At 43.2% G+C, this 23,945-nt stretch carries 22 protein-coding genes; 11 read left to right on the plus strand and 11 right to left on the minus strand.

Features of this window, described 5'->3' with window-relative positions:
• Window positions 1-60: 60 nt before the first annotated feature.
• The 5 genes from AB6D93_RS22015 to AB6D93_RS22035 form a co-directional block, all read right to left on the minus strand.
• Window positions 61-873, minus strand: a complete 813-nt coding sequence (locus AB6D93_RS22015) for a crotonase/enoyl-CoA hydratase family protein (RefSeq protein ID WP_102333673.1) — start codon at window positions 871-873, stop codon at window positions 61-63.
• A gap of 239 nt (window positions 874-1,112) precedes the next feature.
• Window positions 1,113-3,107 (minus strand): Fe(3+)-hydroxamate ABC transporter permease FhuB, encoded by a 1,995-nt coding sequence (fhuB, locus tag AB6D93_RS22020; protein WP_102333674.1) that lies wholly within the window; start codon window positions 3,105-3,107, stop codon window positions 1,113-1,115.
• Window positions 3,107-4,045: an iron-siderophore ABC transporter substrate-binding protein gene (locus AB6D93_RS22025; RefSeq protein WP_102333675.1), complete on the minus strand. Its 939-nt coding sequence runs from the start codon at window positions 4,043-4,045 to the stop codon at window positions 3,107-3,109. The genes fhuB and AB6D93_RS22025 overlap by 1 nt, the downstream gene beginning before the upstream one ends.
• Window positions 4,046-4,127: 82 nt before the next feature.
• Window positions 4,128-6,275 carry a TonB-dependent siderophore receptor gene (locus tag AB6D93_RS22030; protein WP_102333676.1) on the minus strand — a complete coding sequence of 716 codons (2,148 nt, stop codon included), beginning with the start codon at window positions 6,273-6,275 and terminating at the stop codon, window positions 4,128-4,130.
• 206 nt (window positions 6,276-6,481) lie between these two features.
• On the minus strand, window positions 6,482-7,390 hold the full coding sequence (locus tag AB6D93_RS22035) for an AraC family transcriptional regulator (RefSeq protein WP_017086415.1): 909 nt from the start codon (window positions 7,388-7,390) through the stop codon (window positions 6,482-6,484).
• Between the two features lie 220 nt (window positions 7,391-7,610).
• On the opposite strand from AB6D93_RS22035, the gene AB6D93_RS22040 reads away from it, so the two are divergent.
• Both AB6D93_RS22040 and AB6D93_RS22045 read left to right on the plus strand, forming a co-directional pair.
• Window positions 7,611-8,372, plus strand: coding sequence for a siderophore ferric iron reductase (locus tag AB6D93_RS22040; protein ID WP_102333677.1), 762 nt, complete (start codon window positions 7,611-7,613; stop codon window positions 8,370-8,372).
• Window positions 8,373-8,449: 77 nt separating this feature from the next.
• Window positions 8,450-9,235 (plus strand): ABC transporter ATP-binding protein, encoded by a 786-nt coding sequence (locus AB6D93_RS22045; RefSeq protein ID WP_102333678.1) that lies wholly within the window; start codon window positions 8,450-8,452, stop codon window positions 9,233-9,235.
• Between the two features lie 148 nt (window positions 9,236-9,383).
• Here the strand turns inward: AB6D93_RS22045 and AB6D93_RS22050 are convergent, their stop codons facing one another.
• The gene (locus AB6D93_RS22050; RefSeq protein WP_102333679.1) at window positions 9,384-10,577 is read right to left on the minus strand and encodes a multidrug effflux MFS transporter; all 1,194 of its coding nucleotides are present in this window, start codon (window positions 10,575-10,577) and stop codon (window positions 9,384-9,386) included.
• 270 nt (window positions 10,578-10,847) lie between these two features.
• Here AB6D93_RS22050 and AB6D93_RS22055 point away from each other — a divergent pair, with 270 nt between their 5' ends.
• From AB6D93_RS22055 to AB6D93_RS22070, 4 genes are all read left to right on the plus strand, one after another.
• Complete coding sequence (locus AB6D93_RS22055) at window positions 10,848-11,933, plus strand: PQQ-dependent sugar dehydrogenase (protein WP_102333680.1); 1,086 nt, start codon at window positions 10,848-10,850, stop codon at window positions 11,931-11,933.
• A gap of 448 nt (window positions 11,934-12,381) precedes the next feature.
• Complete coding sequence (locus AB6D93_RS22060; RefSeq protein ID WP_010430417.1) at window positions 12,382-12,591, plus strand: cold-shock protein; 210 nt, start codon at window positions 12,382-12,384, stop codon at window positions 12,589-12,591.
• Window positions 12,592-12,708: 117 nt separating this feature from the next.
• Window positions 12,709-13,248 carry a YaeQ family protein gene (locus tag AB6D93_RS22065; protein ID WP_017061727.1) on the plus strand — a complete coding sequence of 180 codons (540 nt, stop codon included), beginning with the start codon at window positions 12,709-12,711 and terminating at the stop codon, window positions 13,246-13,248.
• On the plus strand, window positions 13,241-13,894 hold the full coding sequence (locus tag AB6D93_RS22070) for a hypothetical protein (RefSeq protein WP_240799494.1): 654 nt from the start codon (window positions 13,241-13,243) through the stop codon (window positions 13,892-13,894). The genes AB6D93_RS22065 and AB6D93_RS22070 overlap by 8 nt, the downstream gene beginning before the upstream one ends.
• Before the next feature lie 301 nt (window positions 13,895-14,195).
• Here AB6D93_RS22070 and folE read toward each other — a convergent pair whose 3' ends face one another.
• Window positions 14,196-14,849 (minus strand): GTP cyclohydrolase I FolE, encoded by a 654-nt coding sequence (gene folE / locus AB6D93_RS22075; protein WP_017061725.1) that lies wholly within the window; start codon window positions 14,847-14,849, stop codon window positions 14,196-14,198.
• Window positions 14,850-15,064: 215 nt separating this feature from the next.
• Between folE and moeA the strand changes: the two genes are divergently transcribed.
• Complete coding sequence (gene moeA / locus AB6D93_RS22080) at window positions 15,065-16,300, plus strand: molybdopterin molybdotransferase MoeA (protein WP_102333681.1); 1,236 nt, start codon at window positions 15,065-15,067, stop codon at window positions 16,298-16,300.
• Window positions 16,301-16,312: 12 nt separating this feature from the next.
• Complete coding sequence (moeB, locus tag AB6D93_RS22085) at window positions 16,313-17,065, plus strand: molybdopterin-synthase adenylyltransferase MoeB (protein WP_102333682.1); 753 nt, start codon at window positions 16,313-16,315, stop codon at window positions 17,063-17,065.
• A 54-nt stretch (window positions 17,066-17,119) separates the two neighbouring features.
• Here the strand turns inward: moeB and AB6D93_RS22090 are convergent, their stop codons facing one another.
• The 4 genes from AB6D93_RS22090 to AB6D93_RS22105 all read right to left on the minus strand — a co-directional run bounded on the left by AB6D93_RS22090 (window position 17,120) and on the right by AB6D93_RS22105 (window position 22,077).
• Window positions 17,120-18,322 (minus strand): EAL domain-containing protein, encoded by a 1,203-nt coding sequence (locus AB6D93_RS22090; RefSeq protein WP_102333683.1) that lies wholly within the window; start codon window positions 18,320-18,322, stop codon window positions 17,120-17,122.
• Window positions 18,315-19,175: a helix-turn-helix transcriptional regulator gene (locus tag AB6D93_RS22095; RefSeq protein WP_102333684.1), complete on the minus strand. Its 861-nt coding sequence runs from the start codon at window positions 19,173-19,175 to the stop codon at window positions 18,315-18,317. Before AB6D93_RS22095 ends, AB6D93_RS22090 begins: the two co-directional genes overlap by 8 nt.
• A 258-nt stretch (window positions 19,176-19,433) precedes the next feature.
• Complete coding sequence (locus AB6D93_RS22100; RefSeq protein ID WP_102333685.1) at window positions 19,434-21,758, minus strand: ATP-binding protein; 2,325 nt, start codon at window positions 21,756-21,758, stop codon at window positions 19,434-19,436.
• Between the two features lie 10 nt (window positions 21,759-21,768).
• Window positions 21,769-22,077 carry an Hpt domain-containing protein gene (locus AB6D93_RS22105; RefSeq protein ID WP_017061719.1) on the minus strand — a complete coding sequence of 103 codons (309 nt, stop codon included), beginning with the start codon at window positions 22,075-22,077 and terminating at the stop codon, window positions 21,769-21,771.
• A 192-nt stretch (window positions 22,078-22,269) separates the two neighbouring features.
• Here AB6D93_RS22105 and AB6D93_RS22110 point away from each other — a divergent pair, with 192 nt between their 5' ends.
• The 3 genes from AB6D93_RS22110 (at window position 22,270) to AB6D93_RS22120 (ending at window position 23,873) form a co-directional block, all read left to right on the plus strand.
• A complete protein-coding gene (locus AB6D93_RS22110; RefSeq protein ID WP_065583723.1) occupies window positions 22,270-22,863 on the plus strand; it encodes a TfoX/Sxy family DNA transformation protein in 594 nt (197 codons plus the stop codon).
• 338 nt (window positions 22,864-23,201) lie between these two features.
• Entirely contained in the window at window positions 23,202-23,441 is a 240-nt protein-coding gene (locus AB6D93_RS22115) for a hypothetical protein (protein WP_017061717.1), read from the plus strand.
• A gap of 117 nt (window positions 23,442-23,558) precedes the next feature.
• On the plus strand, window positions 23,559-23,873 hold the full coding sequence (locus tag AB6D93_RS22120; protein WP_017061716.1) for a helix-turn-helix domain-containing protein: 315 nt from the start codon (window positions 23,559-23,561) through the stop codon (window positions 23,871-23,873).
• Window positions 23,874-23,945 lie beyond the last annotated feature (72 nt).

Consider the following 23,945-nt stretch of genomic DNA (forward strand, 5'->3'; position numbering starts at 1 on the left):
CTCTAAGGTTACCGCAAAGCTCAATAAACAAAGGGAATATCGATTATTCCTGTACAAACATTATTTGAACTTTCTTGCTAAGTAAGAGCGTGGCTTGTCAGGATGAATTTCACGCTGTGCTGCTATCGCCCTGTTCTTACCTAACCCAACCTTTATCTGATACCAAGTTTCGTAGAACACAACCATTCCGGGGCTTGACCACCAAATCTTGTTGTAGAGCTTCTTGTTAGCAGCGACGACATCTGGCGACCGATTCGCACACTCAAGTGCCAACGCATAGGCTTCAGCGTAAGGATCTTCGGCAATCTTGGTCACCAACCCATATTCTTTAGCGGTTTCACAGTCGATCACTTTGGCCGTCATCGCCATTTCAAGGGTGTGATCTTTACGCATCAGCTCTCTAAAAGCGATAGCGCCTCCCATGTCTGGAATCAGACCCCACTTTGCTTCCAATATAGAGAAGTTCGCATCCGGGCTAGCAATTCTAAAATCACCCCCACTGACCAATTGCAGGCCGCCTCCCCAACAACGACCATGAATCGCAAAAATGACAGGGCATGGAATATCTCGCCAACCCAATGAAAAGCGTTGTGCAGCGTTAGGCAATGTCGGTAGCCATTTAAACAAGAGCTTCATCGCCCCAGATTTACTGGTTAATAGGGACTTAACATCAAGCCCTGAACAAAAATCAGAACCCTCACCTTTTACTATTACGGCACGAATCTCGGTGTTCTTTTTCAGCTGAGTCACCATGTTATTCACGCCTTGAAACATTGCCATATCAATAGCATTGAGCTTATCGGGTCGATTCAACACAACCGTCGCAATTTGGTTTTCATCGATAGAACAAGTAATACGATCGAGGTTTGGCATGGTGGCTACCTTATCAGTGGTCAGACCTTTAGGTTATACATTTTATTAACATATGCCAAACTTGCACATTAAGAAGCGAGACCTGTGTTGCTTAACGTCTTTCCCTTTACACAAACGACATCAACAAAAAAGCAGTGATGGATCGCTCCATTCACTGCTTTTCATCCGTAGCTTTTATCGCCAATGGCTTTGATTGCCAGTAGCTTTGATTAGCAATGGCTTTCGGTCATGAGCAAAACCTATGTTCTTCGAGATTTCAGTAGCAAGAAGATGAAGTAGCTACCACCAATAATTGAAACTAACGTCCCTGCTGCAAGCTGCGCTGGGAACACCACCACTTGCCCTAGCCAATCGGCGAATAGCATCAATGCTGCACCAATTAAAAACGACAAGATGATCTGCTCTCGAACCAAACGAGCCCCCACCATTGCAGCGATATGCGGAGCTAACAAGCCGACAAACGCGACAGGCCCCATGGTTGTTGTCACGACCGAGCATAAGATCGCAACAATACACAACAGTGCCACGTATGCGATATTGATATTCAACCCTCTGGCACTCGCGAACTGTCGTCCAGTCGCAATTAAGGTCACCCAACGGCTCAGTAACAGAGCAACACCAATACAAGCCGTTATCACTACTGCCATTATAGTGGCTGATTCAGGCTCCACACGGTAAGTAGAGCCGGCTAACCAAGCCAATAATGTGTATTTCCCCTCACCCACTCGCGTTAAAGAGAATTGCACCAAAGCTTCCAAGACTGCGGTCAGCGAAATACCGGTAAGGATCAAAATCGATGGCGCAAACTGATGCTTCTTGCCAAGGAACAATAATAGACAGAGTGCAATCGCACTGCCTAAGAAAGCAATCCAAGGGCTCAATGAGTGAATCGAATATCCCATAAACAAGCTGCTGAAAATCAAAGCTAGAACCGCACCCGCCGACACACCAAGAATGTCTGGGCTTGCGAGCGGATTGTAGACCAACCTTTGTAAAATCACCCCAGCCACCGCTAAGCCACCACCAGCGAATATCGCGGTTAACATTCTCGGCCAACGAATAGACCATTCAAATGCATCTGGGATAACAAAGTAGCCCATATCAGAAGAAGGCTGTGACAATGCGCTCAACGCGAACAACCCGAAGATCATCAAGCCCAACAAGAAGTAAGCCAAAGATGAAATAGACTTCGGACCTTTAGGCATTGAGAAAAACAACTGATCTTGAGCAGACATTTGCTTTCTCGCAATAATGATCAACGCAGGAGCACCAATCACTGCGGTTGCCGTCCCTGTTGGAATCATGTCCAAAGACCATTGCGCCAAGAAGATCGCCAAGCTGTCGGTGACACAAAGTAATAGCGCACCTAATACACAACTCGCGATGAGTTCAGATTTAGCCTTTAGAAAACCTAGATGCCTAGCGATGTTCGGAGCAATCAAGCCGATAAAGCTGATCACGCCCACTTCGGTAATCGACACTGAAACCAACCAAACGCCGATTGCCATTAGCACAAAGAAGGTCGTGCCAATATTGAGCCCGCGCGCCGCAGCCCCTTCAGTGCCGATGGAAAGCAAAGTCAGAACTCGCGGAGCTAAGAAGAATATGGCAAAAATCGGCAACAGCTTAGGCATCAACCAAAGCACTTGTTCCCAGCCATTTTGCCCTAGGTCGCCCGCTCCCCATACAAACAGATTTTGTGCGTACTGATCGTTGAGCAGAATAATCGCCGTTGCAAATGCCCCTAATAACAAGTTGACCGCCATACCCGCCAATACAATTGGCAAGCCGCTCATGTTTTTGATTCCGACAATCGAAACAATCAGCCCCATCGCAAGCAGCGCACCGACCAAAGCAAACCAAACTGAATACTGAGCGACCAACATCGGCGCCACCACATTCAGAATAACCAGACCAAGCCATGCACCTGACGATGTACCTAAGGTTAACGGGGACATCATGCGATTCTGTGTCAGTTGTTGAAACAAGCTGCCGATGGTGCCAAGTGTTGCGCCAACCAAGATCGCCATCACCAAGCGAGGTAAGTTGACATAGGCTAACGCCATCAACTCAAATGAATCATCAACCATTGAGTTGAATGTCGCGATGTCACTGATCTGTGAGACTTGCTGAAGCAACTCACCAATAGGACCAAATTCCGACTGCCCTAACCATAAATGAACAAGGGCAGCACAAAGCAGCGCAGCCCCCATCATAAAACCACTGGATTTCATTACTGCTCCGCTAGCGTCAACAACGATTGCGCCATGGCTTCTGCGTTATACAAGATCGACATAGCACCGCCGTAGCTCCAACTTGCCGCTACTGGGCTAAATTGACCATTGCGAACAAAGGGCATGCTCTTCCAAACCGGAGAACGGTTTAGCTTGTCTTGATATGGGAAAGGTTCAAAGTAAAGCGCAATGCCGTTCTTCACGTTCTTAAGCTCGGTCATGCGTTTTTGACTGATGCCCCACTGACTTGCAGGAAGATCCATCGCATTGTCAAAGCCAAGCTGCTCAAGTGCGTATTGTGGAATCGAGTTATCGCCATAAATGAACACCGATGTAGTACTCGCAAAACGGAAAGAAGTGACTTTCGGTTTGTCGCCCGGATACGCTTTATCTAACTCAGCTTTTAGAACAGCGATACGCTCATCCATTGCGGCCAGCTTTTGGTTCGCTTGTTCTTCTTTACCAAGCAACTGGCCGATCTTCTTGAAATTCTCAATAGCAGCCGCTGCATTGCTGTGTTGTTCGCTGTACGTTTGGTAGTAAAGCACGGGCGCAATTTCAGAAAGTCGTTCCTGAAGATCTTTCTGAGGAGAAGCGATAAGAATCACATCAGGGTTTAGCTTTTTAAGCGCCGAAAAGTTAGGTTCAGTTCGAGTGCCAATATCCGCCACGCCTTCTGGAATCGCAGGCTGAACAACCCAATCGGTATAACCTGCAATATCAGGTACCGCTACTGGTGTAACACCGAGTTCAATCACTTGTTCGGCTATGTCCCAGTTCAGCGCAGCCACTCTAACAGGCTGAGCTTCAAGGGTTTTAACACCCTCACTGTCTTCAACTTGAAAGTTGGCCATCGCTTGAGCTGATAACAACAAGCTCAATGAGACAATGAACGAACTCACTTTAGGAAAACGAGAAGTAAAATAGTTGGCTTTCATATAATCACTGTCACTTTTTAATTGTTTATTTAACGACAAAAGCAGCCTACACAGGCTGCTTAGATTTATGTATTCAAATGAATTAGAACTCGTAGTTCACGCTGAGTTCTACTGACTGCTCTGCACCGAACCAACAGTTCGATTGGTCGTAGCAGGTGTAGTACTCTTCATTAAACAGGTTGTTAACCAGCAAGTTAGCCGTTGCACCTGACAGAGTTTCACTTGCTTCCCCTAGGTCATAACCTACGGATAAATCGACAACCGTATATGATGGTACTTTTCCTTGAGTATTCGTTGCATCCATCTCCATTTCACCCATGTAACGAGCACCTGCACTGAAGCGAGTTCCCGATAAAGCACCACCATAGACATAGTAATTGCTCCATAGATTAGCGGCATGTGTCGGTACATAGATTGGTGTCGTTCCTTCAAGGTCAGGGTTTGCATCTTCCGTTACTTCCATATCGACGTATGTATAGCTCGCGTTCACATCCCAATCTTCCGTTACAAACCATCTGCCTTCGACTTCGACACCTTGAGAACGCACTTCGCCTAACTGAATCTTAGAGCGATACGTTGGATCCGATGGATCGGCAGCAATTGAATCTTTCTTAGTAATGTAAAAGTATGATGCTGTAAGTTGCTGTGCCATATCAGCAGACAGGTATTTCACACCTAGTTCGACTTGCTCACCCAGCTGAGGTTTTAAAGAGTTACCGTTAATATCGGTACCAGCAGCTGGTTCAAAACTCGTCGCGTAACTTACAAATGGAGAGATGCCATTATCTAACTCATACAAAGCACCTACGCGGTAAGAGAACTGATTGTGATCCGCTTTTTCTGTGCCATCGCTTGTTGGATAAATGCTCGTTTTTTCGTCACTCGCTTTGAACATGTCGTAACGTCCACCAGCAAGTAAAACCAGCGCGTCGTAGCGAACTTGATCTTGGAAATACAAGCCCAGTTGCTCGGTCGTGATGTCATGTGATTCACGATAATTCTCTTGTAGCTGACTCTTATCAAGCAAGTCATTATTTGGGTTGTATGCGTTAAATCCGTAGAAACCAGCGTTCGCGGTGAACTCTTGATACAAAGAGTCGCCCGTCAGTTTTAGGTAATCGAGACCAAACAATAAGTTATGCTCTAGCCCAGCAACCTCGACGCGACCTGATACTTGGTTGTCGATAACAAAGCTTTGAGAGTCTTCATCCGTGCTATACACATTTCGAATTAAGCTACCAGTTGCGGCGTTAAAATTCGTACCGCGATGGTAGGTGTTTTCTTGATATAGCGACGCATCGGAATAACGAGCGTTCTGAAGGAAAGTCCAGTTGTCATTGATTTGGTGGTTAATTTTGTAACCTAACATCAAGACTTCACGTTCAAAAGTACTCCAGTTCTTGTCGCCCATCGACACAGATGGATCACTTGCCTTCAATACTTCGAGCGGCATTGCAGAGTTAGTACCCATTGACGGATCATTCTGATAGTAAAGATTGAAGTTAATAAGTGTTCGATCAGATACCTGCCAATCTAGCGATGGAGCAATCACATAACGCTCTTCTTCAGCGTTATCAACTTGGCTGTCTTGTTTACGAGCGAGTGCAACTAAACGATATGAAAAGTCACTGTCACCTAACTGACCTGAAGTATCAATTGACGCTTCCATCAAGTTTCTTGAGCCTGTAGATACACCCACTTTTGTCGACCCGTCTTCTTGCGGTGCCTTCGCGATCATGTTGACCATACCACCCGGCGGCATCGATCCATACAACACAGACGTAGGGCCTTTAAACACCTCAACTTGCTGAATCGCAATAGGGTCGATCTGAGGTTGCAGGTTCCATCCAGTCAGGAACGGCAGAATCAAGCCATCGTAGTAACTCTGATTGTTACTAAACCCACGAATCGAGAACGTATCGTACATGGTTACTGATGCGCCCTTTTGCTCAGTCACAACACCCGGCGCGTATCTAAGCGCTTGGTTAAGAGACTTTACACCTCGTTGCTCTAACTGTTCTTCATCAATGACTGTAATACCTTGAGGTGTTTCTTCCGGCTCAAGTGCCGATTTTGTGGCTGTATTACGATAGGCTTTACCCATAATAGTGACAGTTTCTATATTCGAATCTGCCGCAGTAACGGTTTCTTCCGCCAATGCTTGCGCTGAAAACGCAGTCAGCAACGCTACTGCCAATGATGAATACTTAAAACGAGTGTGAGTGGTCATAATTCCCTCGGTACCAATGCTTAATATAAATAATAATAAATCTCATTTGCATTGTATGTATCTAGAGGTGGGATAATTAACAATTTGGTGCAAATTCAAAAAGAACTTGACCTATTTTTAGTCGAAAACGGTCAATTGACGATTAAAAAGACAATTGACCCTATTGATAGGAAGGCTTTGCTAGAAGAGAGTGAGCGGGAATATGACTACGATTTAATAATAGGAACCCAGTACTCCATTTCAGCGTCAGAGGCATGTGCTTGATAGGCAAACGGGTACACTTCAAGCTCATATCCATCGACGCCACGATAACCTGAACTTGGCATCCAATTCAGCACAAACCAACTCAAGGTGTGTCGTAAATTCTCAATTGGACCACAGTGCTTCACTACAGCATAAGTTTGCTTAGGAACCGTCAGTACCTCTAATCTTTCAGAGATAATACTCGGTAATTGCGGGATTGAAATTCCTTCCTGAAGTTCTACCCCTGCCCAATAGTGAATATTAGTCCCGTCAAAGCAAGACTGAGTCAGGTCAACCACGCCAATGAACTGGAGCACGTTGTCGTCAGGGATCTCAACTTCACCTTCTAAACGTGACCATAGCTGAGGGACTTTCTGAGCGAAGTCTTGCGTGAGTGAAAACAGACCACTGATTTCTGATGTCATGCCTTTCACTAGGAAAGACTCTCTTTCATCAATGCGCACTTCCACAAAGCTTAACGCCCCTTTTTCAGAAGTACTCGCTGTTTCAGATACTTGTATCGGCTTTCTTAGCCCGACTCTTTTGCCTGCTTTTCTATACTGACTTGGGCTAGACCCAAACATCTGCTTAAACGAGCGGCTAAAGCTTATTTCTGAATTGAACCCGAGCCCAAGAGCAATATCTATCACGCGATCTTTTCCATCAAGCAGGTGTTCTGCAGCTTGGCTTAACTTTAGCTCTCTCACATAGTTAGCCACAGTAAGCCCTGTTTCGGCTTGAAACACTCTCTGAAGCTGCCAACGAGACCAACAGCTTTGTGTCGCAATATCTTCTAACGATAGCGAGGAGCTAAGGTTCGAATGGATATAGGTTAAAACGCGACTGATACGACCAAATGCAGGTGTGTTCATATTTAAGCTTTCATATTCTCTATAGTTGACAGCGACATATTCGATTCACCAATACTTTTATCATTTAAAACGGCTTTTATCACTCAAAAAAAGAAGCGCTCATGTGTGTTCTATAAAATGACTAAAAGATAGAGGCACCGAGTAGATGCTCCATTTTGTATGGTTATCCTCGATTATGTCCGTTATGATAACGCTACTGATTCTCATTTAATGGTTTATGATGCTTTCCCAGCTGCACAATATTATCACTCGTCGGAGAGCCCCGTCTCTACATCAGAAAATCTTCGCTCACTCAAAACAAGTGACACCTTATTTAAGTGGAAGCTTTGGTGTTCTGCATAGCAAGAGCATTGCAATAACGAATGATGATAGCCATAAAGAAATCAAACGAGTTTACGATGGCCTTGCGCAGAGCCACCCTGAAGCAGGCAAAGCCTATTGGTTAACCCGAACGTGGGATCTGGTTTGCTGGCAACCAATCTACGTGACCTTTATATCTATCTACGGCCTTCATTCACTGCCTGATATTAAGAACATCGGCCAGTTTAGGTACAAAGAATTTGTCACAGGCTACCGTTTCTTTAATGGTGATCATCAACACGGTTCACCAGAAGAACTGATTCCACAAGCAGGCGAAGCTATTCTTGCACTCACAGAGTTTTATCGTAGCCAGATTAGTGAGTGGACACGTATTCGTCCGGGGTTTACCAATCATCTACTTGCTGATCTATTATTAGGCAGCTTGATAAAACTACAGCAGCACGAACCGAGCCTAACCAACGATTATATCACTGAACAAGCTAAGCTTTGGTTAGAAGCATGCCAGTTACCTGAAAATCATTTAAACAGCCTTAAAATAGACGCTGATTCGGGGATGCTAAAACTGATCAGAATCAGCTGCTGCTTAGTTTATAAGTGCGACTCTAGAAAGTATTGCGACGATTGCCCAAGACATCCCGACAACAAAAAAACAGCTCAATAACACCCTCTATTTTTAAAAGCCAATAAAGCTCGTTTAATTTCACTGAAGCGCTTTATTGGTCTAGGCACAGGACTGACATGTTTCAGCTTTCAAACATCAAAATTGTTCGTGATGAACGAACGATTCTCTCAATCGAAGACCTCTCGATTCCGACCAACGAACTGACCGTCGTTCTTGGCCATAATGGTTCGGGTAAATCTACACTCGTTAATTTACTCTCAGGGCAGATGTCACCAGATCATGGCAGCGTGGAACTAGACGGCGCTTCCCTCTCTTCATTCAAAAGCAAAGACTTAGCCAAGCAGATTGCTTATTTACCGCAAAAACTCCCCGCTTCTGCTGGCTTAACTGTCGAAGAGCTGGTTCGTTTAGGGCGTTTCCCATGGAGAGGCGCACTAGGCCGTTGGAATTCAGAAGATAAGTCGATCATCCAGCAAGCAATGGAAAGAACCGGTGTTACTGAATTCTCACAAGCATTAGCGGATGACTTATCTGGTGGTGAACGTCAACGAGCGTGGGTCTCTATGTTACTAGCTCAACAGTCACCGGTATTGATCCTTGATGAACCGACTTCTGCACTGGATGTTCATCATCAATTTCAGCTAATGGGCTTACTGTCTGAACTCAACAAAAAAGAAGATGTTGGGGTGATCGTTATTTTACACGATTTGAACCTAGCGCTTCGTTACGCGACGCATATTGTCGCCCTGAAAAAAGGTCAGATTGCGTTCGAAGGCAGCGCGGATAAGTTACTCGATGAAGAGGCTTTGTCAGCACTGTATGAGTCCCCTATCCGACTGATCGATCATCCAGTGCCAGCCAATACTGCAGCAAGTGAGAAGGTTGCAGTCGTCTGTGAATAGTTCGGGCATTTCAGTCTAAGCTCTAAGCTCTAAGCTCTAAGCTCTAAGCTCTAAGCTCTAAGCTCTAAGCATAATAAAGGCCATTGAAATCCTAAACTTCAATGGCCTTTTCGTTTTTCACTCACTAGCTAGCTAAATAATTAAATAACTAGCTAAGCTGGGACTCTCTCGCTTCTTGACTACTGAAACCACGTAAAATATTAAACAGGGTAATCAGTGTGAACAACATGATGACAAGCGATAGATGCCACGCTTCTCCTAGTCCTAACTGAACCAGTCCCATGCTCACCATTGAAGACACCACCATCTGCCCGCCACCAGACATCGCAGCCGCCGCGCCAGCGTTCTTCTTATAAGGCAACATCACTAACGCCTGAGCACAAGGTAACGCAATACCATTACCAAGGATCATCAAGAACTGGCCAAGCATGAGATACAAAGGTTCGAGTGGACAGAAGAACAGCCACAAGGCCGCATCAACGTGCAATACAGGAGTGCATAACAGAGTTTTCTTGTTGCCCAGCATAGGGCGAATACGGTTACATAAGCTTGTTCCGCCAAGCATGCCTAATGCAGGAATCACCGCCCACATCGCGTATTCATCTGACGTCATGCCAATCTGATTTTGCATGATAAACGGCATCACTGACACAGTAGTGATCATCAAGCTAAAGTTAAGCCAACCGATACTCGCAAAGCTCATAAAATAACGAGAAGTGAGTAGCTCTTTATATTGAGAAACCATTCTCTTAGGCGAAGGGATCGCCGAAACCTGAGTGACGGTTTCCTTAAATTTGAACGCTAACACCACCCAAGCTAATGAGACATAGCCAAGTAGCGAGATAAACACCATGCTCCAGCCAAAATGGAAGTTAATGAATCCACCGATAACGGGCGCGATCAAAGGTGTTATAGACGCAACCATCGCAATATAAGACATAGCCAAAGGCAAGTCTGCCCCACTGAATCTGTCTCGCGTAGAAGCACGAGCAAGTACCGCGCAACAACCGGTTCCTAAGCCTTGCAGGAATCGCCCCATCACCATGCTAGTAAACGAATGGCTGAAGAAGATGATCATCAATAACCCAAGCATGGCAATCAACAAACCGCTTAGCAGTACCTTCTTGCGTCCCAAAGCATCGGAAATAGGGCCATAAATAAACTGGGAAGAACCAAAGCCCAATAAATACACACTCACCAAAAGCTGAGCTTGCTCTAGCGAGACATCAAAGTCTTTGGCGATCCAAGGTAAAGAAGGAAACACCAAGCCCATACTGAGCTGGCCGATACTGATGACCAAACACGCAAGTAAGATCGATTTAAAATCAAATCCACGACTCATCGTTTAATAGGTCCGTTCGAAGAAAAATCGTGCGTATCTAACTCACAACATAAAAACTGAGAAAATAGCGAAAATGCTGCTGGTGAGTTGTTCATAATGCTCCGACAGGATCAAATAGAGAAAGGCAGAGTAAACATACGTGAGCTTGTATAATCATACAATAGGCGTTCAACTAAATATGTGAATAGTCACTTTTCAGCAACCTCGGCTTTCCGCCTATCGGCCACAAGCGCTAGACTAACACTAGATGCTCATAATCAAGGGACTTCAATGAACACTCATCACCGTATTTTTTCATGTGCTTTGGCGCTGCTTGCCTCAGGTCCTGTAACGTCAGCCTTTGCTTGGCAGGCAGAGAAGATCACCGACGGACTCGTGATCCCTTGGGGACTGGCTTATGTCAACGATAAGTCCATGCTAGTCACAGAAAAATCAGGCGTCATTAAACATGTCGATTTAAAAACTGGCGATCAACACACACTCTTCAGGCTGCCCAATGTATGGGCGAAAGGCCAAGGTGGATTATTAGATATCGCACTTTCCCCTTTTGAAAACGGAAAGTTCTACGTCACTTACAGTAAAGACATCGATGATGAAGGCGTAACAACACTGGCTTCTGCTAATTACAGCAATAATGAAGTCATCAATTGGACAGATGTGTTTGTATCTAAATCTAGAACGGACACCGGACGTCACTTTGGTAGCCGTATCACCTTTGATGATAGCCACCTGTATTTTTCAATCGGCGACCGTGGTGATCGAGACAACGGCCAAGACACCATGACTCACGCCGGATCAATATTACGACTGAATGCCGATGGAAGCACACCAAGCGATAACCCATTCACGGATAACAACAAAGTGCTCAATGAAATTTGGAGCTTTGGCCATCGTAATCCACAAGGTCTGTATTACGATTTCCCGACTCAAAAGCTTTGGTCGATTGAACACGGCCCTCGCGGTGGTGATGAAATTAACCTAATAAAAGCGGGTGCCAACTATGGGTGGCCTGTCACCTCACACGGAAAAGAGTATTGGGGCCCTATCAGCGTTGGCGAATCGGAAACCAAAGATGGTATTGAAGCGCCAAAAAAAGTCTATGTTCCTTCAATCGCTCCGGGCAGTTTGATTGTTTACCAAGGAGACAAATACCCAGAGCTGAAAGGCAAACTGCTGGCTGGCGCACTAAAACTTACTCACATCAATATTGTGACAGTCAATGAACAAGGTGAGGCAATCGAGGAAGAACGCATTTTAGAGGACTTGGGCGAAAGGGTAAGAGACATCGAAACTTCACCAAACGGAGACATCTTCTTCAGCACTGATAATGGCAACCTGTACCGCTTGAAAAAGTAGCCGAGACCTCGTTCAAGTAAAGGCACTTACCTTACAACGACATTTATAAATATAAGCCGTTAAAAGTGGGCTCAACGCCCAGTTAGCGGCTTTAAATTTGCAAAAATGAATGCGCTAAAACAGTGCATTGACTCCAAATTCGTCATCAATTTCGACCACCTTTTTCACAAAAACTACAACAAATCACCATACAACTGTAACTCCATGATATTTAAGGAATGCAAAGTTTGACTACCCCCAAGTTTCTGCAACCTTTCCCTATGTATTCGATTGACTATCCCCTGATTTGATTTAGACTCGTTCCCGGCTAGAAAGAAAGTTCTTTGTATATAAACATTTCGTTGGATTACTAGTAACCCCGTTGTGTTGTACGCAATAGCAATAAACTTTTCCACGCTATCAGTGCCACAATTGGCTCAAAATAAAAATTTAATTTTAGGATATCATCATGTCTAACACAGTTACTGGTACAGTAAAATGGTTCAACGAAACTAAAGGCTTCGGCTTCATTCAACAAGAAAACGGCCCAGACGTATTCGCACACTTCTCTGCTATCACTGGCGACGGTTTCAAAACTCTTGCTGAAGGCCAAAAAGTTGAGTTCGTAGTATCTCAAGGTCAAAAAGGCCCACAAGCTGACAGCATCAAAGTACTTTAATTTAGTATTTTAAAGCTTTCTAAAAATAGCCAGCCTCTGCTGGCTATTTTTTTACCCGCTATTCAGAGATTTAAGGTAATATTCCCCTTCACTATTTCTACCTAAGACACCCTCTCAATGGCTCTTAAACCCACAATCTACAAGTTTCGTATCTCTTTAACCGATATGAATCGCGACTATTACGACTCTTTCAATCTAACGGTTGCACAACACCCTTCTGAAACAGAACAGCGAATGATGGCTCGAATCATGGCTTTCTGTATCAATGCGTCTCCTGAACTTGAGTTCACTAAAGGGTTGTCTAGCATTGAAGAACCCGATTTATGGCAGAAGTCGTTAGACGATCAAATCCTAGAATGGGTTGATGTAGGCGAACCTGATCCAGAGCGTGTTAAGAAGGCAACTCGCCTATCTAAATCAGTACGCGTATTCAGCTTCAACACTAAATCAAACGTTTGGTGGGAGCAGAACAAAGGTAAATTCGGCTACCTAAAAGCTCAGATCGTTCGTCTAGACAACGATGGTATTGAGCAGCTAGCAGCGATGACACAACGTACGATGGATCTTTCAGTCATGCTGACGGGTAACTCTGCTTTCATTAACAGCGATACTCAATCGGCAGAAGTAACGTGGGAAGAGCTACAGAGTAATGACTGAGCGTCCAACCCCGAATAATTCGCAAACAGAAGCTAGCCTGCAAGAAGAAGCCAAGCAGCAAGCCGACGCGCAGCAAGAAATCAAAGCCAAACAACAAGCTAGAACCAAGCTTCACCAGTGTTTAAAAGAAGCAGGTTTAGGTTCAGTCAAAGCGCTCTCGACAGGCTACGAGAAAGAGCTGTCGTCATTTATTGATGAAAACCACGCTTTGTTTAAACACGCTTGCGAGAACAAGCCGGAGAACTCTGCACGTCAGACGTTGCTTGGCTTGCTAACCAAGGAACATATCGATGCAAGCTATCGCTTTGAAAGCAATAAAGAAGCGAATGAGGCGATGCAAAATGTATTCGATAATACAGTGGGAACTGAGCACAGCGACAAGTTTCAAAACTCTAACGCTCAACAGTTAAAACTAGTCACGCATTTGTGGTTGTTCATTCAAGGACGACTAGGAATGGATTACAGCCTAGCCAATGATCACGCAGCTGTAGCCGCTACGCTACTGTCTCGTATATCGAGAAGCAGTGATGATGAGATTCGCGTAGAGTTCATGGCGAGTTTTTACGATGGTTTGAGCATCTATCAAGCCGAGAACAAGCCATCCGGTATTGTTCACCACTTAAAGCGTTTGTTTAACCTTTCTTAAGCACTCCACCAGCGACTGATTCTAGTTACGCTCTATATGCTTTCAACAAACGTTAAGATATAGAGCGTGCTTTTTCTGCTTGGCCGCAACAGATTCCCTATTACGTTCATTCCTCACTTTAGGGAATGGCGAAAGTGAATAAGTCGCTCATTCTTCACTTTAGGGAATAACAGCATTCTCAGCCATTACAGTTGACTTCATTGCAGGCGTAAAAAAGCCCCGCATAAAGCGAGGCTTAGAATATTTTCAACGAACTTCAATTTACAAAGGCTAAATGACGTGCATCCAATAACGAAACGTATTAACGCAGGCCGTGTAAGAATTCGTGGCGCGTTGCTGGGTTTGATCTGAAGATACCGCCCAGAGCTGTTGTTGTCGTTTCGCTAGTCGCGTCCATTACACCGCGTGATTTCACGCAGTAGTGAACCGCATCCATGGTGACAGCAACGTCATCAGTTTCGAGTAGCGTTTGCAGTGCAACAAGGATCTGCTGCGTCATACGTTCTTGAACTTGTGGGCGCTGAGCAAAGAATCGAACAATACGGTTAATCTTTGAAAGGCCGATGATTTTCCCACGAGGGATATAAGCGACCGCAGTCTTACCATCAATCGTCACTAAGTGGTGCTCACAAGTACTGGTCACGGTAATGTCTTTTACTCGTACCATCTCACGAACGCCCATCTTGTTTTCGATTACCGTAATTTTAGGGAAATTGGCGTAATCCAAACCAGAGAAAATTTCATCCACGTACATTTTAGCAATACGTTGCGGTGTTTCTTCCAGACTATCATCCGTAAGATCAAGTTCGAGTAGAGTGAGAATCTCACGCATATGGTGCTCGATTCGTTCCTTTTTCTCTTCTCGGCTAACCTGGTTAGGACTCATTGGCGTCTCTAGACCGCGGCTTGCTAGCGCATCTTTAACCAACTTCGCTGATTCGCTAAGACCTGACATTGAACTTCCTCTTTTGTTACCCCTTCTGGATGGCAAACAAGGATACTCGGAATTTTGAATAAATACACCCATATTTTAAGGGAGGTCATTATTTACGGGGGCTAAACTGTGCTAAAGTGGCTTCAATTTCGTTGACGAAAAGCGTGTTTTAATCATTATTGAACCACCATTGCCAACCACAAAATCAAAACAATAACGATCAAAGGATTTCAATTATGGGCTGTTGCGACGCTCCGGGCTTAATGCCAATTGAAGAAGCACTAGATAAGCTGCTGTCACCAATCAAACCTATTCAAACGACTCTAACTCTGCCATTGGCAGATGCTTTGGGCTACGTTCTTGCTGAAGACATACTCTCCCCTATTTTTGTACCTCCTTTTGATAACTCAGCAATGGACGGTTACGCGCTGCGTTTAGCAGACCTAGAGAACGGTAAAGTACTGCCATTAGCGGGTAAATCTTTTGCGGGTCAGCCTTTTGAAGGTGAATGGCCAGCAAACACCTGTATTCGCATTATGACTGGCGCAAAGATCCCGGAAGGTTGTGACGTCGTAATCATGCAAGAAAACACTGCTGAAACTGACGCTGGCATTGAGATTCAGCAAGACGACATCAAGCTGAACAATAACATTCGCCCTACCGGTGACGACATCAAGCAAGGCGATATCGTTCTTAGCCGTGGCGAACGTTTAACACCTCGTGACATTCCAATGATTGCTTCGCTCGGTGTGAGTCATGTAACTGTGGCACACAAACCTAAAGTCGCTTTCTTCTCTACTGGCGATGAGCTCAAGCCATTAGGTCAGCCTCTTGAAGATGGTCAGATCTACGACAGCAACCGCTACGGTATCAAACCACTGATTGAAGCGTTTGGTTGCGAAGCAATTGACCTAGGTATTATTCCTGATTGCCCTGCAACGCTTAAAGAAACCTTTGTAAAAGCGCAAGAACTGGCAGACGTAGTTGTCACTTCTGGTGGCGTAAGTGTCGGCGAAGCTGATTACACCAAAGACATTCTTGAAGAGCTTGGCGAAATCGGCTTTTGGAAACTAGCAATCAAACCAGGTAAACCATTCGCATTTGGTGAGCTAGACAACGCTTGGTTCTGTGGCCTACCGGGTAACCCAGTGTCTGCAATGATGACTATGTATGTGTTAGTTCAGCCTATGCTGGCTAAATTAGCTGGTCACACAGCATGGACAGCACCAGAGTCGATTCCTGCTATCACTAAATCTGCATTCAAAAAAGGCCCAGGCCGTACTGATTACCAACGTGGCATCTACTCGATTGAAAACGGTAAGTTTGTAGTAGAAACAACAGGTAACCAAAGCTCTGGCGCTTTCCGCTCAATGAGCTTAGCAAACTGCTTTGTGGTACTAGAGCGCGAACGTGGCCGTGTTGAAGTCGGTGAAACGGTTCAGATTCAACTGTTTAACTCCACGCTTTACTAACGAGGCTTGCTGATGGAAATACTGTCTGACGCAGAGATGCTTCGCTATAACCGCCAGATCATTCTCAAGCAGTTTGATTTTGAGGGTCAAGAAGCGCTGAAACAGAGCTCGATTTTGGTGTTAGGTGCGGGTGGTTTAGGCTGTGCCTCTGCTCAATACCTCGCGACTGCGGGAATTGGTAAGCTAACACTGATCGACGATGATATTGTCGAGCTTTCAAACTTGCAGCGACAAGTGCTTCACACCGATGCTGACATTGGTAAGAAGAAGGTCGATTCTGCCGCTGAGTCTTTGCAGGTATTGAACCCTCATCTGACGATTGCAACTGTCGATCACAGGCTTGATGACGAAGCGCTAGCAAGTTTGATCGAAGCACACTCTCTTGTTCTTGATGCCAGTGACAACGTTGAAACGCGCAATCAACTTAACCGTTTGTGTTACGCATCAATAACGCCTCTAGTATCGGGCGCTGCGATTCGCATGGAAGGTCAGATTAGCGTATTCACTTATCAAGATGAAAATGCACCTTGTTACCAGTGCTTGAGTGCTCTATTCGGCAACGCTGCTCTAAGCTGTGTTGAAGCCGGTGTGATGGCACCTGTTGTAGGCATGGTAGGCGCGGCTCAGGCTTTGGAAGCTATCAAGGTTATTGCCAAGTTTGGACAACCAAAGCAAGGCAAACTTTTGATTCTCGATGCCATGTCTCACAGCTGGCGTGAAATGAATTTAATAAAGATGCCTAATTGTTCGGTGTGTGGTAAGTAATAAAAAGAGCCAAAGCCCATTGAGTTGGCTTTGGCTCGTTACCCTAATACGTTGTTAATGATTAGAAGTATATTCAGAAGCGACGTAATCTAGCTCCTTTTGCTCTGCGAGCATCTCAACTGCAATTTCAGGTAGTGATGGAACCCCATGAAGAAAACCTTGTTGGTTAAAGCCGCCTAGAGTTTCCAGAAATGCACAGGTGTCTTTATTTTCAACACCCTCATAGATAATACGTGCGTTTTTTACCGAAACGAGCTTCTTAACTTCATCGATTTTTTGCATGTAATCAATGTTATGGCAAAGTCCCCATGTAATGGTTTTATCTATTTTTATCTCACTAATAGGCAGTTTGACAATACGTTCAATATTCGATGCTTCCATCCCAAAGTCATCTATAGAGAGCTCAAAACCATTCAACCTTAGCCGTAAAATATTTGCCAACAATTCTTTTTCAATATTGCCTGAAAGCCCCTTTTCAGTCAGCTCTACAACGATAGTATGCTCAATACCTTGCTTATAGATCTCGAGTAGATTATCGACAACAGATTCATCAGTCAGTAAATTAGGATCGATATTAATTGAGAACCTCAACGATTTATCAAGTTCACTGAAGTGGAGATGATAGTCCTGAATGAATTTATTTATCACGATATTGGTAAAAACCTTTTGCTTTCCTAGCTCTTCAATTACTGGCAAAAAATAGCTCGGTGGAAGTAAGGTCCCGTTTTCATCAGACCATCGTGACAACACTTCAAACCCCGAAATAACATTTATATCCGAAACAACTTGCGGCTGATAAACCAGATTGATGGGAAAATCGTCATCGATGATTGTTGCACGGTTACCAAAGCCAAGCTCGCTTTTGGTTATGGTTTCAACTTCAAGTGCTTTATCAACCAACTCACTTATTTGGTTAGCCCAAATAGGCTTTTCTAGTGAAGCGACAACATTTAACTCATAGAGCTTTCCAAGCATACTCACCGAGCTAACAATGGATTTATCCAAACCTGAAATAATGATTATTTTAGACTCAACATTTTGTTTCGACATCATACTCAAGAGTTCAAATCCATCGCCATTGGGCATCATGATGTCCATAATCACCAAATCAAATGATGCGTTTTGCATTTTGCTCATTGCATCGAACGCATTTTCTGCAAACTGTACAGATGTTTTTTTATTAGATAAAGAGACCGCATTTTTAATGACCTCTCTCGATAGTTCAACATCGTCAACAATCAATACTGTGTTATTCATTCTCTTCACCTTTATAGTTTGCAATAATATCCATCCAAGTGCGTTGTGATTTCATTTTCTTTGAATCCAAGTTCATGACCTTCATTGATCTATCGTTACTTCTTACACTTCGATACTCGCAGCCCAATGAAAAAAACAGATCAAAAATCCTTTTGCTTTTCAGTAGTATATAAAGCTCTTTATCTGGATTTAAGCTTTGTAGATACTTGTACGCCTCTCTGCCCATTGTGTCTGTAAATGACGAATAATGAGTGCAGTTAAAAGTAACAACTAAATGTGCTCTATCTTCTTTAGATACTAAGACTTGCTCCAAAAAATCTGCTGCAAGATTATAGTTAGCACTTAATAAGTGTCCGATTAATTGCCCATTAACCGTGACGAGCGTTAACTCTCCAGAATATTGATTTATTATTTTTTCAATAATTACCTTTCTACTCAGATCTAAATCTTCTAAATTACTGAGCATAACGTTATCCTCATATTCAAAGATGACATCAATTAACTTGGTAATCTTCCCAAGAAGGAATGAATTATTTGAGTTAATCACCGTAACTTCTGTTTGGACGTGCATGTTCATATCAATATAACCGTTATTATTAAATTTATTCGTTAACCCTGTGAGAACTGTTTGTGAGTCGTTTGCCTCCCAAACATCAAATATGTTGACTCCAATAAGGTCCAGTAACTCGTTTTGACGTTTTAAGTGGGGAGTTGTTACTCCTCTTTCCCAACGGCTTAGTGTCACAACGTCCAGGTTGTTAAAGTTAGAGTTACTTCTTTGAATCGCATCAACAAAATTAGTTTGAGACAAACCATTATTAACACGAAACGTACGTATAATATTTCCAAACATAGCTTTATTTTCTTATTCGTTATTGTGATTTAGCTTATTTTTAATTAAATACGAACAAAAGCTAAGGGCAAGCTGTGATTGAATAATTTGAAAATGCCCAGCTACTCTCAACACTTATTGGATGATAGTTATTTTCATAACAGTTTGGGCATTATCTTGATGACAATGCCCATAACTCTCAGAAAAACAGATGAAAATAATACATGAAGATCCGAAGATGGCTTACCCTCAGGTTATAGGTAGGAGTATTTAACTAAGTTAGCAAGTACCACCTGATAAAGCGCAATGAAGCTTTAGCTTTAGATCGCTCGGGTTGAGCGGTTTGGTTAGATAACACGAAAAGTATTGGTCCATTCGAGCCTCTTCTTGAATGGTAGCTCGTGCCGTAACGGCAATTATAGGTAACGATGGCTTACGCTTTCCCAACTCAGAAGCAAGCTCAATGCCATCCATAACCGGCATTGAAATATCCGTCAGTACAACATCAAAGTCATGTTCAGAAGCGAGTGCTAAAGCCTCCAAACCATCATTCGCGGTCATGCATTCACAACCTAGCTCGTTTAAGTGGAACTCTAGAATTTCTCGGTTGAACTCAACATCATCAACGATCAAGGCTTTTTTACTTGTGCAGTCTAAGCGCTCTCTAACGTTATATACCTGTTCAGCAACACCGTTAGAACACTCAAGAACATTCATAATTTCTTGAGCTGGGAGTGAGATAACAAAAGTACTACCGGTGCCGAGCACACTCTCAACACGCAACGAACCCTTCATTAACTCTACGATGGTTTTAGTTATCGCCAAGCCCAAGCCAAAACCAAACTGTTGGTCTTCTTGATTAACCTGTTCAAAGCCGTTAAACACCGCATCCAATTTATCTTGGGGAATACCGACTCCAGTATCGCTTACGGAGATATTGAATGCTCTATCGTCGGTTGAAACTTCTATTGTCACCCCTCCCTTGTTTGTAAACTTCAATGCGTTCGAAACTATATTATTGATTGCTTGCTTAATACGAAGCTCATCAATCATCAATGTTGTCGAAGCATCGACATTGCATATAATATCAAGCGACAATTGTTTAGACTCGCTAAGCGGAAAAAACGTATTTTCAATTTCGCGCATCAAACTCATTACTGACAGGCATTTAGGGTTTAATGAATAGCTTGCTGCTTTTACTCTTTCAAAATCCAATAGGTCATTCACAATGCCTAAAATAGTATTGCTCGCACTCGAAATACCGTTCAGCTGATGGCGATATTCGTCAAAGTTTTTGCTATGGCTTAGCATATGTGTATAACCAATAATCGCGTTCAGTGGCGTGCGAACCTCATGGGACACATTTGAAAGCAGCACCGATTTCTGTTTATTGGCCTCACTCGCCTCTTGCGCTGCTATCTCGTACAGCTTCGTTCGCTCTTCAACTTCATATTCAAGCCCTTCAATCAAATTTTGAATCTGGATCCCAGCCTCAGAATAAGCCTTTGAAAGCTGTTCAATTTCGTCTCCATTACTATAAACAGTATGTCTGGATTTATTAAAATCACGCTGCTTTAGATATTTAGCTTGTGCGATCAATTTAGAAATAGGTATCAGCATCTTATTCACCGCGATTGAGTTAATAGCTAAAAACAGACAAAGCAAAAGGATATAAGCAAAGAACAGGCGTTTGATCAACGAGTTATCACCAGATAAAACCAGCTCTTTGGTGGTCGCATAACTGGAACGAATCACATGCTCTGGCGTGACTAAAATCAACCTCCAACCGGTTTGACGGTTCTGAACAAAAGTGACATTGAAAACACCTTTTTCGCCACTTACCACAAAACTACCCAAGTAATGTGACATGATATGGCTTCCGACACTCTTTTGAATTTGTTCATCAAAAACACTTTCAGACATCAATTGGTCGACATTCTGTTGTAGATTCGACGCGATATGCTTGCCGCTGTCGTCTACTAAGAAATAACGGTATTGGAATTCATCGATCATATTTTCAAAAGTCAGTGAACGAGAAAAATACTCTAAATCTAAATCAAATTTGAGTAACGCGTTATCCCAGTGCTCTGGACGGATATAAATGGCAAACTTAGTGACGTGCCCCACTTTAACTTCTTTCCCTATATAGAAATTCTTGTAGTGGATCATGCGACTAAAATCGACAGAAATAGAGCGGCTTACAATACCATTTTCGGTGATAGAGACTTCTTGGTTGCGTTCAGTGTCAATAAAAAGCACCTTTTTGATAAAAGGCTTACGCTCTGTGTTGATATAAGCCAGTTGTTTATTACGAAGTGCCTCGTTTTTCGATTCATTAACAAAATCATGAGCAAAATCAATCGCTACATGCTCCACTTCCTCAGTGATCAGCTCGACCTCTTTATCAAGGGTTACACTTTGAGCTTTCACAAAGGTAAGTAGAAGCTTTTTGTTATTTCCCGTAATGCTCTCCTTTATCTCTTCAAATTGGTTTTGTGAAGAAACCTGAACGATTTCGATAGCGGAGTACGTAAGCAACACCACAAATAGAACCAGTATTGTTGCGTTGGTGAAAATGATTTTATTTTTAAAAGACACGTTCATATCCTCCAACTTAAGCGTCAAAAAGTTGAATCATGGCGTTAGACACATCCATCAAAATCTTTTTTCCGGCACTTTCATTGATTACCGCGTCGTAGTGCTCCAATTTAAGACAAATTCTTGCAACCTCTGTAGCCCCGCAAGATAACGCAATGCCTTTCACTTTATGGGCGAGCGCTCGATTGGACTCACCTCCTTGAAGAATATCATCATTAACCTTGTGCAAACTTCTAATAGCAATCTGACGAAATCGAACGCCAATATCCGATTGAAAGTTACAACCCGTCGCCATTAAAAATACATTTGTGTCGATGCTATACATACCAATTTCTCCCGCCTTCGTGACCCCCCTTAATTTTGACCGTCTGTTACAAAACTGATATGGCAGATCGAGAATTTAAATAACCGGAATGCCCAATGGCATTGTCTGTTTTTTAACTTGGCTTATGCCATATTCACTGCTGGCTACATTTGGACAATAGATCACACTTTTTATGATTATCGAGTGAAAATAATGGCTCAACTTTTCAGACATACTTTTAGACGCTTGGAACAATTAGGTCGAGTGTCTATAAAACAAATATTTGGCGTAACGGCCTTCTATGTAGATCACGTTTTGCTCGTTCTACATAAAAGTGGGGAGCTGTACCTCAGAGGAACACCGGCACAAAAAGGCTACTTTATTAACAAGGGCTACCCCAAGGTGAATGCGAGCGTACTTGGAGTAAGTCAGAATGCGGATTATTACAAGTTGCCAGCAAACCCTTGGAGCAAGTATTCTTTGACTCTATGTGAAGCAGAAATCGCACTAGAGCAAATAAAGAGATCACGAAGCAGTTATATTTCTGCTCCCGAAAGGCTCAAAGACTTACCCAACATGCGATTCTCAACTGAGCAACTTCTTGAGAAAGCGGGTATAAACTCCATTGAGAAACTCAAAAACCTGGGCACGATTGGTGCTGTAGAGGCTATCCAACAGCATACCCACCATAAACCAACCATCGAGTTAGTTTGGTCGTTAGAGGGTGCAATCCAGGGTATACACCGTTCACAACTGCCGACGAACCTAAAAAATGCATTGCGCACCCAAGCTCAAAGTTATTGTTAGCCTATATTGTTTTAACGAAGCTTAGATTCTTGTTAAATCCAAATGCGGTCAATTTGATGCCGTGGCTATTCCTAGCTACGGCTCATTAGGCTAACCCGCTGTCCTTAAGTGATTTCACTCAAGTTTAACGTCTTTAAATTAGCCTCCCCTTTCATTTGATCGCCCACTCCGTTTTAATTTTCACTGCCAGCCTTTATTTTGGTTTCCTACTATTCCCTCTGCTACAAATTACCATTCAAGTTTTAATGCAACTGAATTTATAACTATTTATTTTACAACCTGCCCTATCGCTACCAAACTAGGCATATCAACACAACACTAATAAAAGGTGCCTAAATATGCGTTCATTAATCTTTATTTCAACAGCAGTATTAGCAACTCTTATCTCTTTTCAGTCGGCGGCCGCAAATGTCACTGTGCGTTGGACAGGGAAAGTACCGACTTCTGACTGCGCTTCAAACCCTATTAGCAATCAAGTCGCGTTCAACTCACAAAGCGAACGTTGTAAGGTTGAACTTAAACAAACTGAAATAACTAATACAAAAACAGCAAATAAAATGGTTTCGTTTGATGTGTAATATGAAAGGAAAACCCATTAAGTAGGCATAATAGCCAGATTAATATTCAACCTGACCTTGCATGTAATCGCAGCAAATAAATAATACGGGTATGATAATTAAACTGGCTGTTTGTTTATGCACTTAATCTTACATAAAGGGTCGCTAAGAATTTCGCTAGCCGACCACCCAACGATAAAACCCATCCAGCTCACACTCAGTGAATTTTTAGTTCTAAAAGAGTTACTCACTCATCAAGGGGAGCATTTAACCAAACACCATCTACTAAAAATGGGATGGCCCAATTCATTCGTCTGTGACAATGCATTGAATATGGTGATCATGTCTTTAAGAAAGAAGCTTCTTAGGCTCGGTGGATGGATAGAAATCAATACCATTTACAAGATAGGTTATAGTTTAAATAAAACTGACAAAATATGTGTTTTGCAGTGAATTTAAACACTCCCGTCGCTTTGTTTCCTAATTGGATCTCAGATAGAAACGGCCAGTATGGGTGATTATTAG

Source organism: Vibrio sp. 10N.247.310.23 (assembly GCF_041467155.1).
Lineage (GTDB): Bacteria > Pseudomonadota > Gammaproteobacteria > Enterobacterales > Vibrionaceae > Vibrio > Vibrio crassostreae_C.

Bases quoted from the DNA above. Each gene is read 5' to 3' on its own strand.
- AB6D93_RS22055 (WP_102333680.1), top strand. From the start codon at position 10,848: ATGAACACTCATCACCGTATTTTTTCATGTGCTTTGGCGCTGCTTGCC.
- moeA (WP_102333681.1), top strand. From the start codon at position 15,065: ATGGGCTGTTGCGACGCTCCGGGCTTAATGCCAATTGAAGAAGCACTA.
- AB6D93_RS22100 (WP_102333685.1), bottom strand. From the start codon at position 21,758: ATGAACGTGTCTTTTAAAAATAAAATCATTTTCACCAACGCAACAATA.
- AB6D93_RS22060 (WP_010430417.1), top strand. From the start codon at position 12,382: ATGTCTAACACAGTTACTGGTACAGTAAAATGGTTCAACGAAACTAAA.
- AB6D93_RS22065 (WP_017061727.1), top strand. From the start codon at position 12,709: ATGGCTCTTAAACCCACAATCTACAAGTTTCGTATCTCTTTAACCGAT.
- AB6D93_RS22095 (WP_102333684.1), bottom strand. From the start codon at position 19,175: ATGTTTGGAAATATTATACGTACGTTTCGTGTTAATAATGGTTTGTCT.
- AB6D93_RS22045 (WP_102333678.1), top strand. From the start codon at position 8,450: ATGTTTCAGCTTTCAAACATCAAAATTGTTCGTGATGAACGAACGATT.
- AB6D93_RS22105 (WP_017061719.1), bottom strand. From the start codon at position 22,077: ATGTATAGCATCGACACAAATGTATTTTTAATGGCGACGGGTTGTAAC.
- AB6D93_RS22025 (WP_102333675.1), bottom strand. From the start codon at position 4,045: ATGAAAGCCAACTATTTTACTTCTCGTTTTCCTAAAGTGAGTTCGTTC.
- AB6D93_RS22120 (WP_017061716.1), top strand. From the start codon at position 23,559: ATGCACTTAATCTTACATAAAGGGTCGCTAAGAATTTCGCTAGCCGAC.
- folE (WP_017061725.1), bottom strand. From the start codon at position 14,849: ATGTCAGGTCTTAGCGAATCAGCGAAGTTGGTTAAAGATGCGCTAGCA.
- fhuB (WP_102333674.1), bottom strand. From the start codon at position 3,107: ATGAAATCCAGTGGTTTTATGATGGGGGCTGCGCTGCTTTGTGCTGCC.
- AB6D93_RS22110 (WP_065583723.1), top strand. From the start codon at position 22,270: ATGGCTCAACTTTTCAGACATACTTTTAGACGCTTGGAACAATTAGGT.
- AB6D93_RS22090 (WP_102333683.1), bottom strand. From the start codon at position 18,322: ATGAATAACACAGTATTGATTGTTGACGATGTTGAACTATCGAGAGAG.
- AB6D93_RS22070 (WP_240799494.1), top strand. From the start codon at position 13,241: ATGACTGAGCGTCCAACCCCGAATAATTCGCAAACAGAAGCTAGCCTG.
- AB6D93_RS22115 (WP_017061717.1), top strand. From the start codon at position 23,202: ATGCGTTCATTAATCTTTATTTCAACAGCAGTATTAGCAACTCTTATC.
- AB6D93_RS22015 (WP_102333673.1), bottom strand. From the start codon at position 873: ATGCCAAACCTCGATCGTATTACTTGTTCTATCGATGAAAACCAAATT.
- AB6D93_RS22050 (WP_102333679.1), bottom strand. From the start codon at position 10,577: ATGAGTCGTGGATTTGATTTTAAATCGATCTTACTTGCGTGTTTGGTC.
- AB6D93_RS22035 (WP_017086415.1), bottom strand. From the start codon at position 7,390: ATGAACACACCTGCATTTGGTCGTATCAGTCGCGTTTTAACCTATATC.
- AB6D93_RS22040 (WP_102333677.1), top strand. From the start codon at position 7,611: ATGCTTTCCCAGCTGCACAATATTATCACTCGTCGGAGAGCCCCGTCT.
- AB6D93_RS22030 (WP_102333676.1), bottom strand. From the start codon at position 6,275: ATGACCACTCACACTCGTTTTAAGTATTCATCATTGGCAGTAGCGTTG.
- moeB (WP_102333682.1), top strand. From the start codon at position 16,313: ATGGAAATACTGTCTGACGCAGAGATGCTTCGCTATAACCGCCAGATC.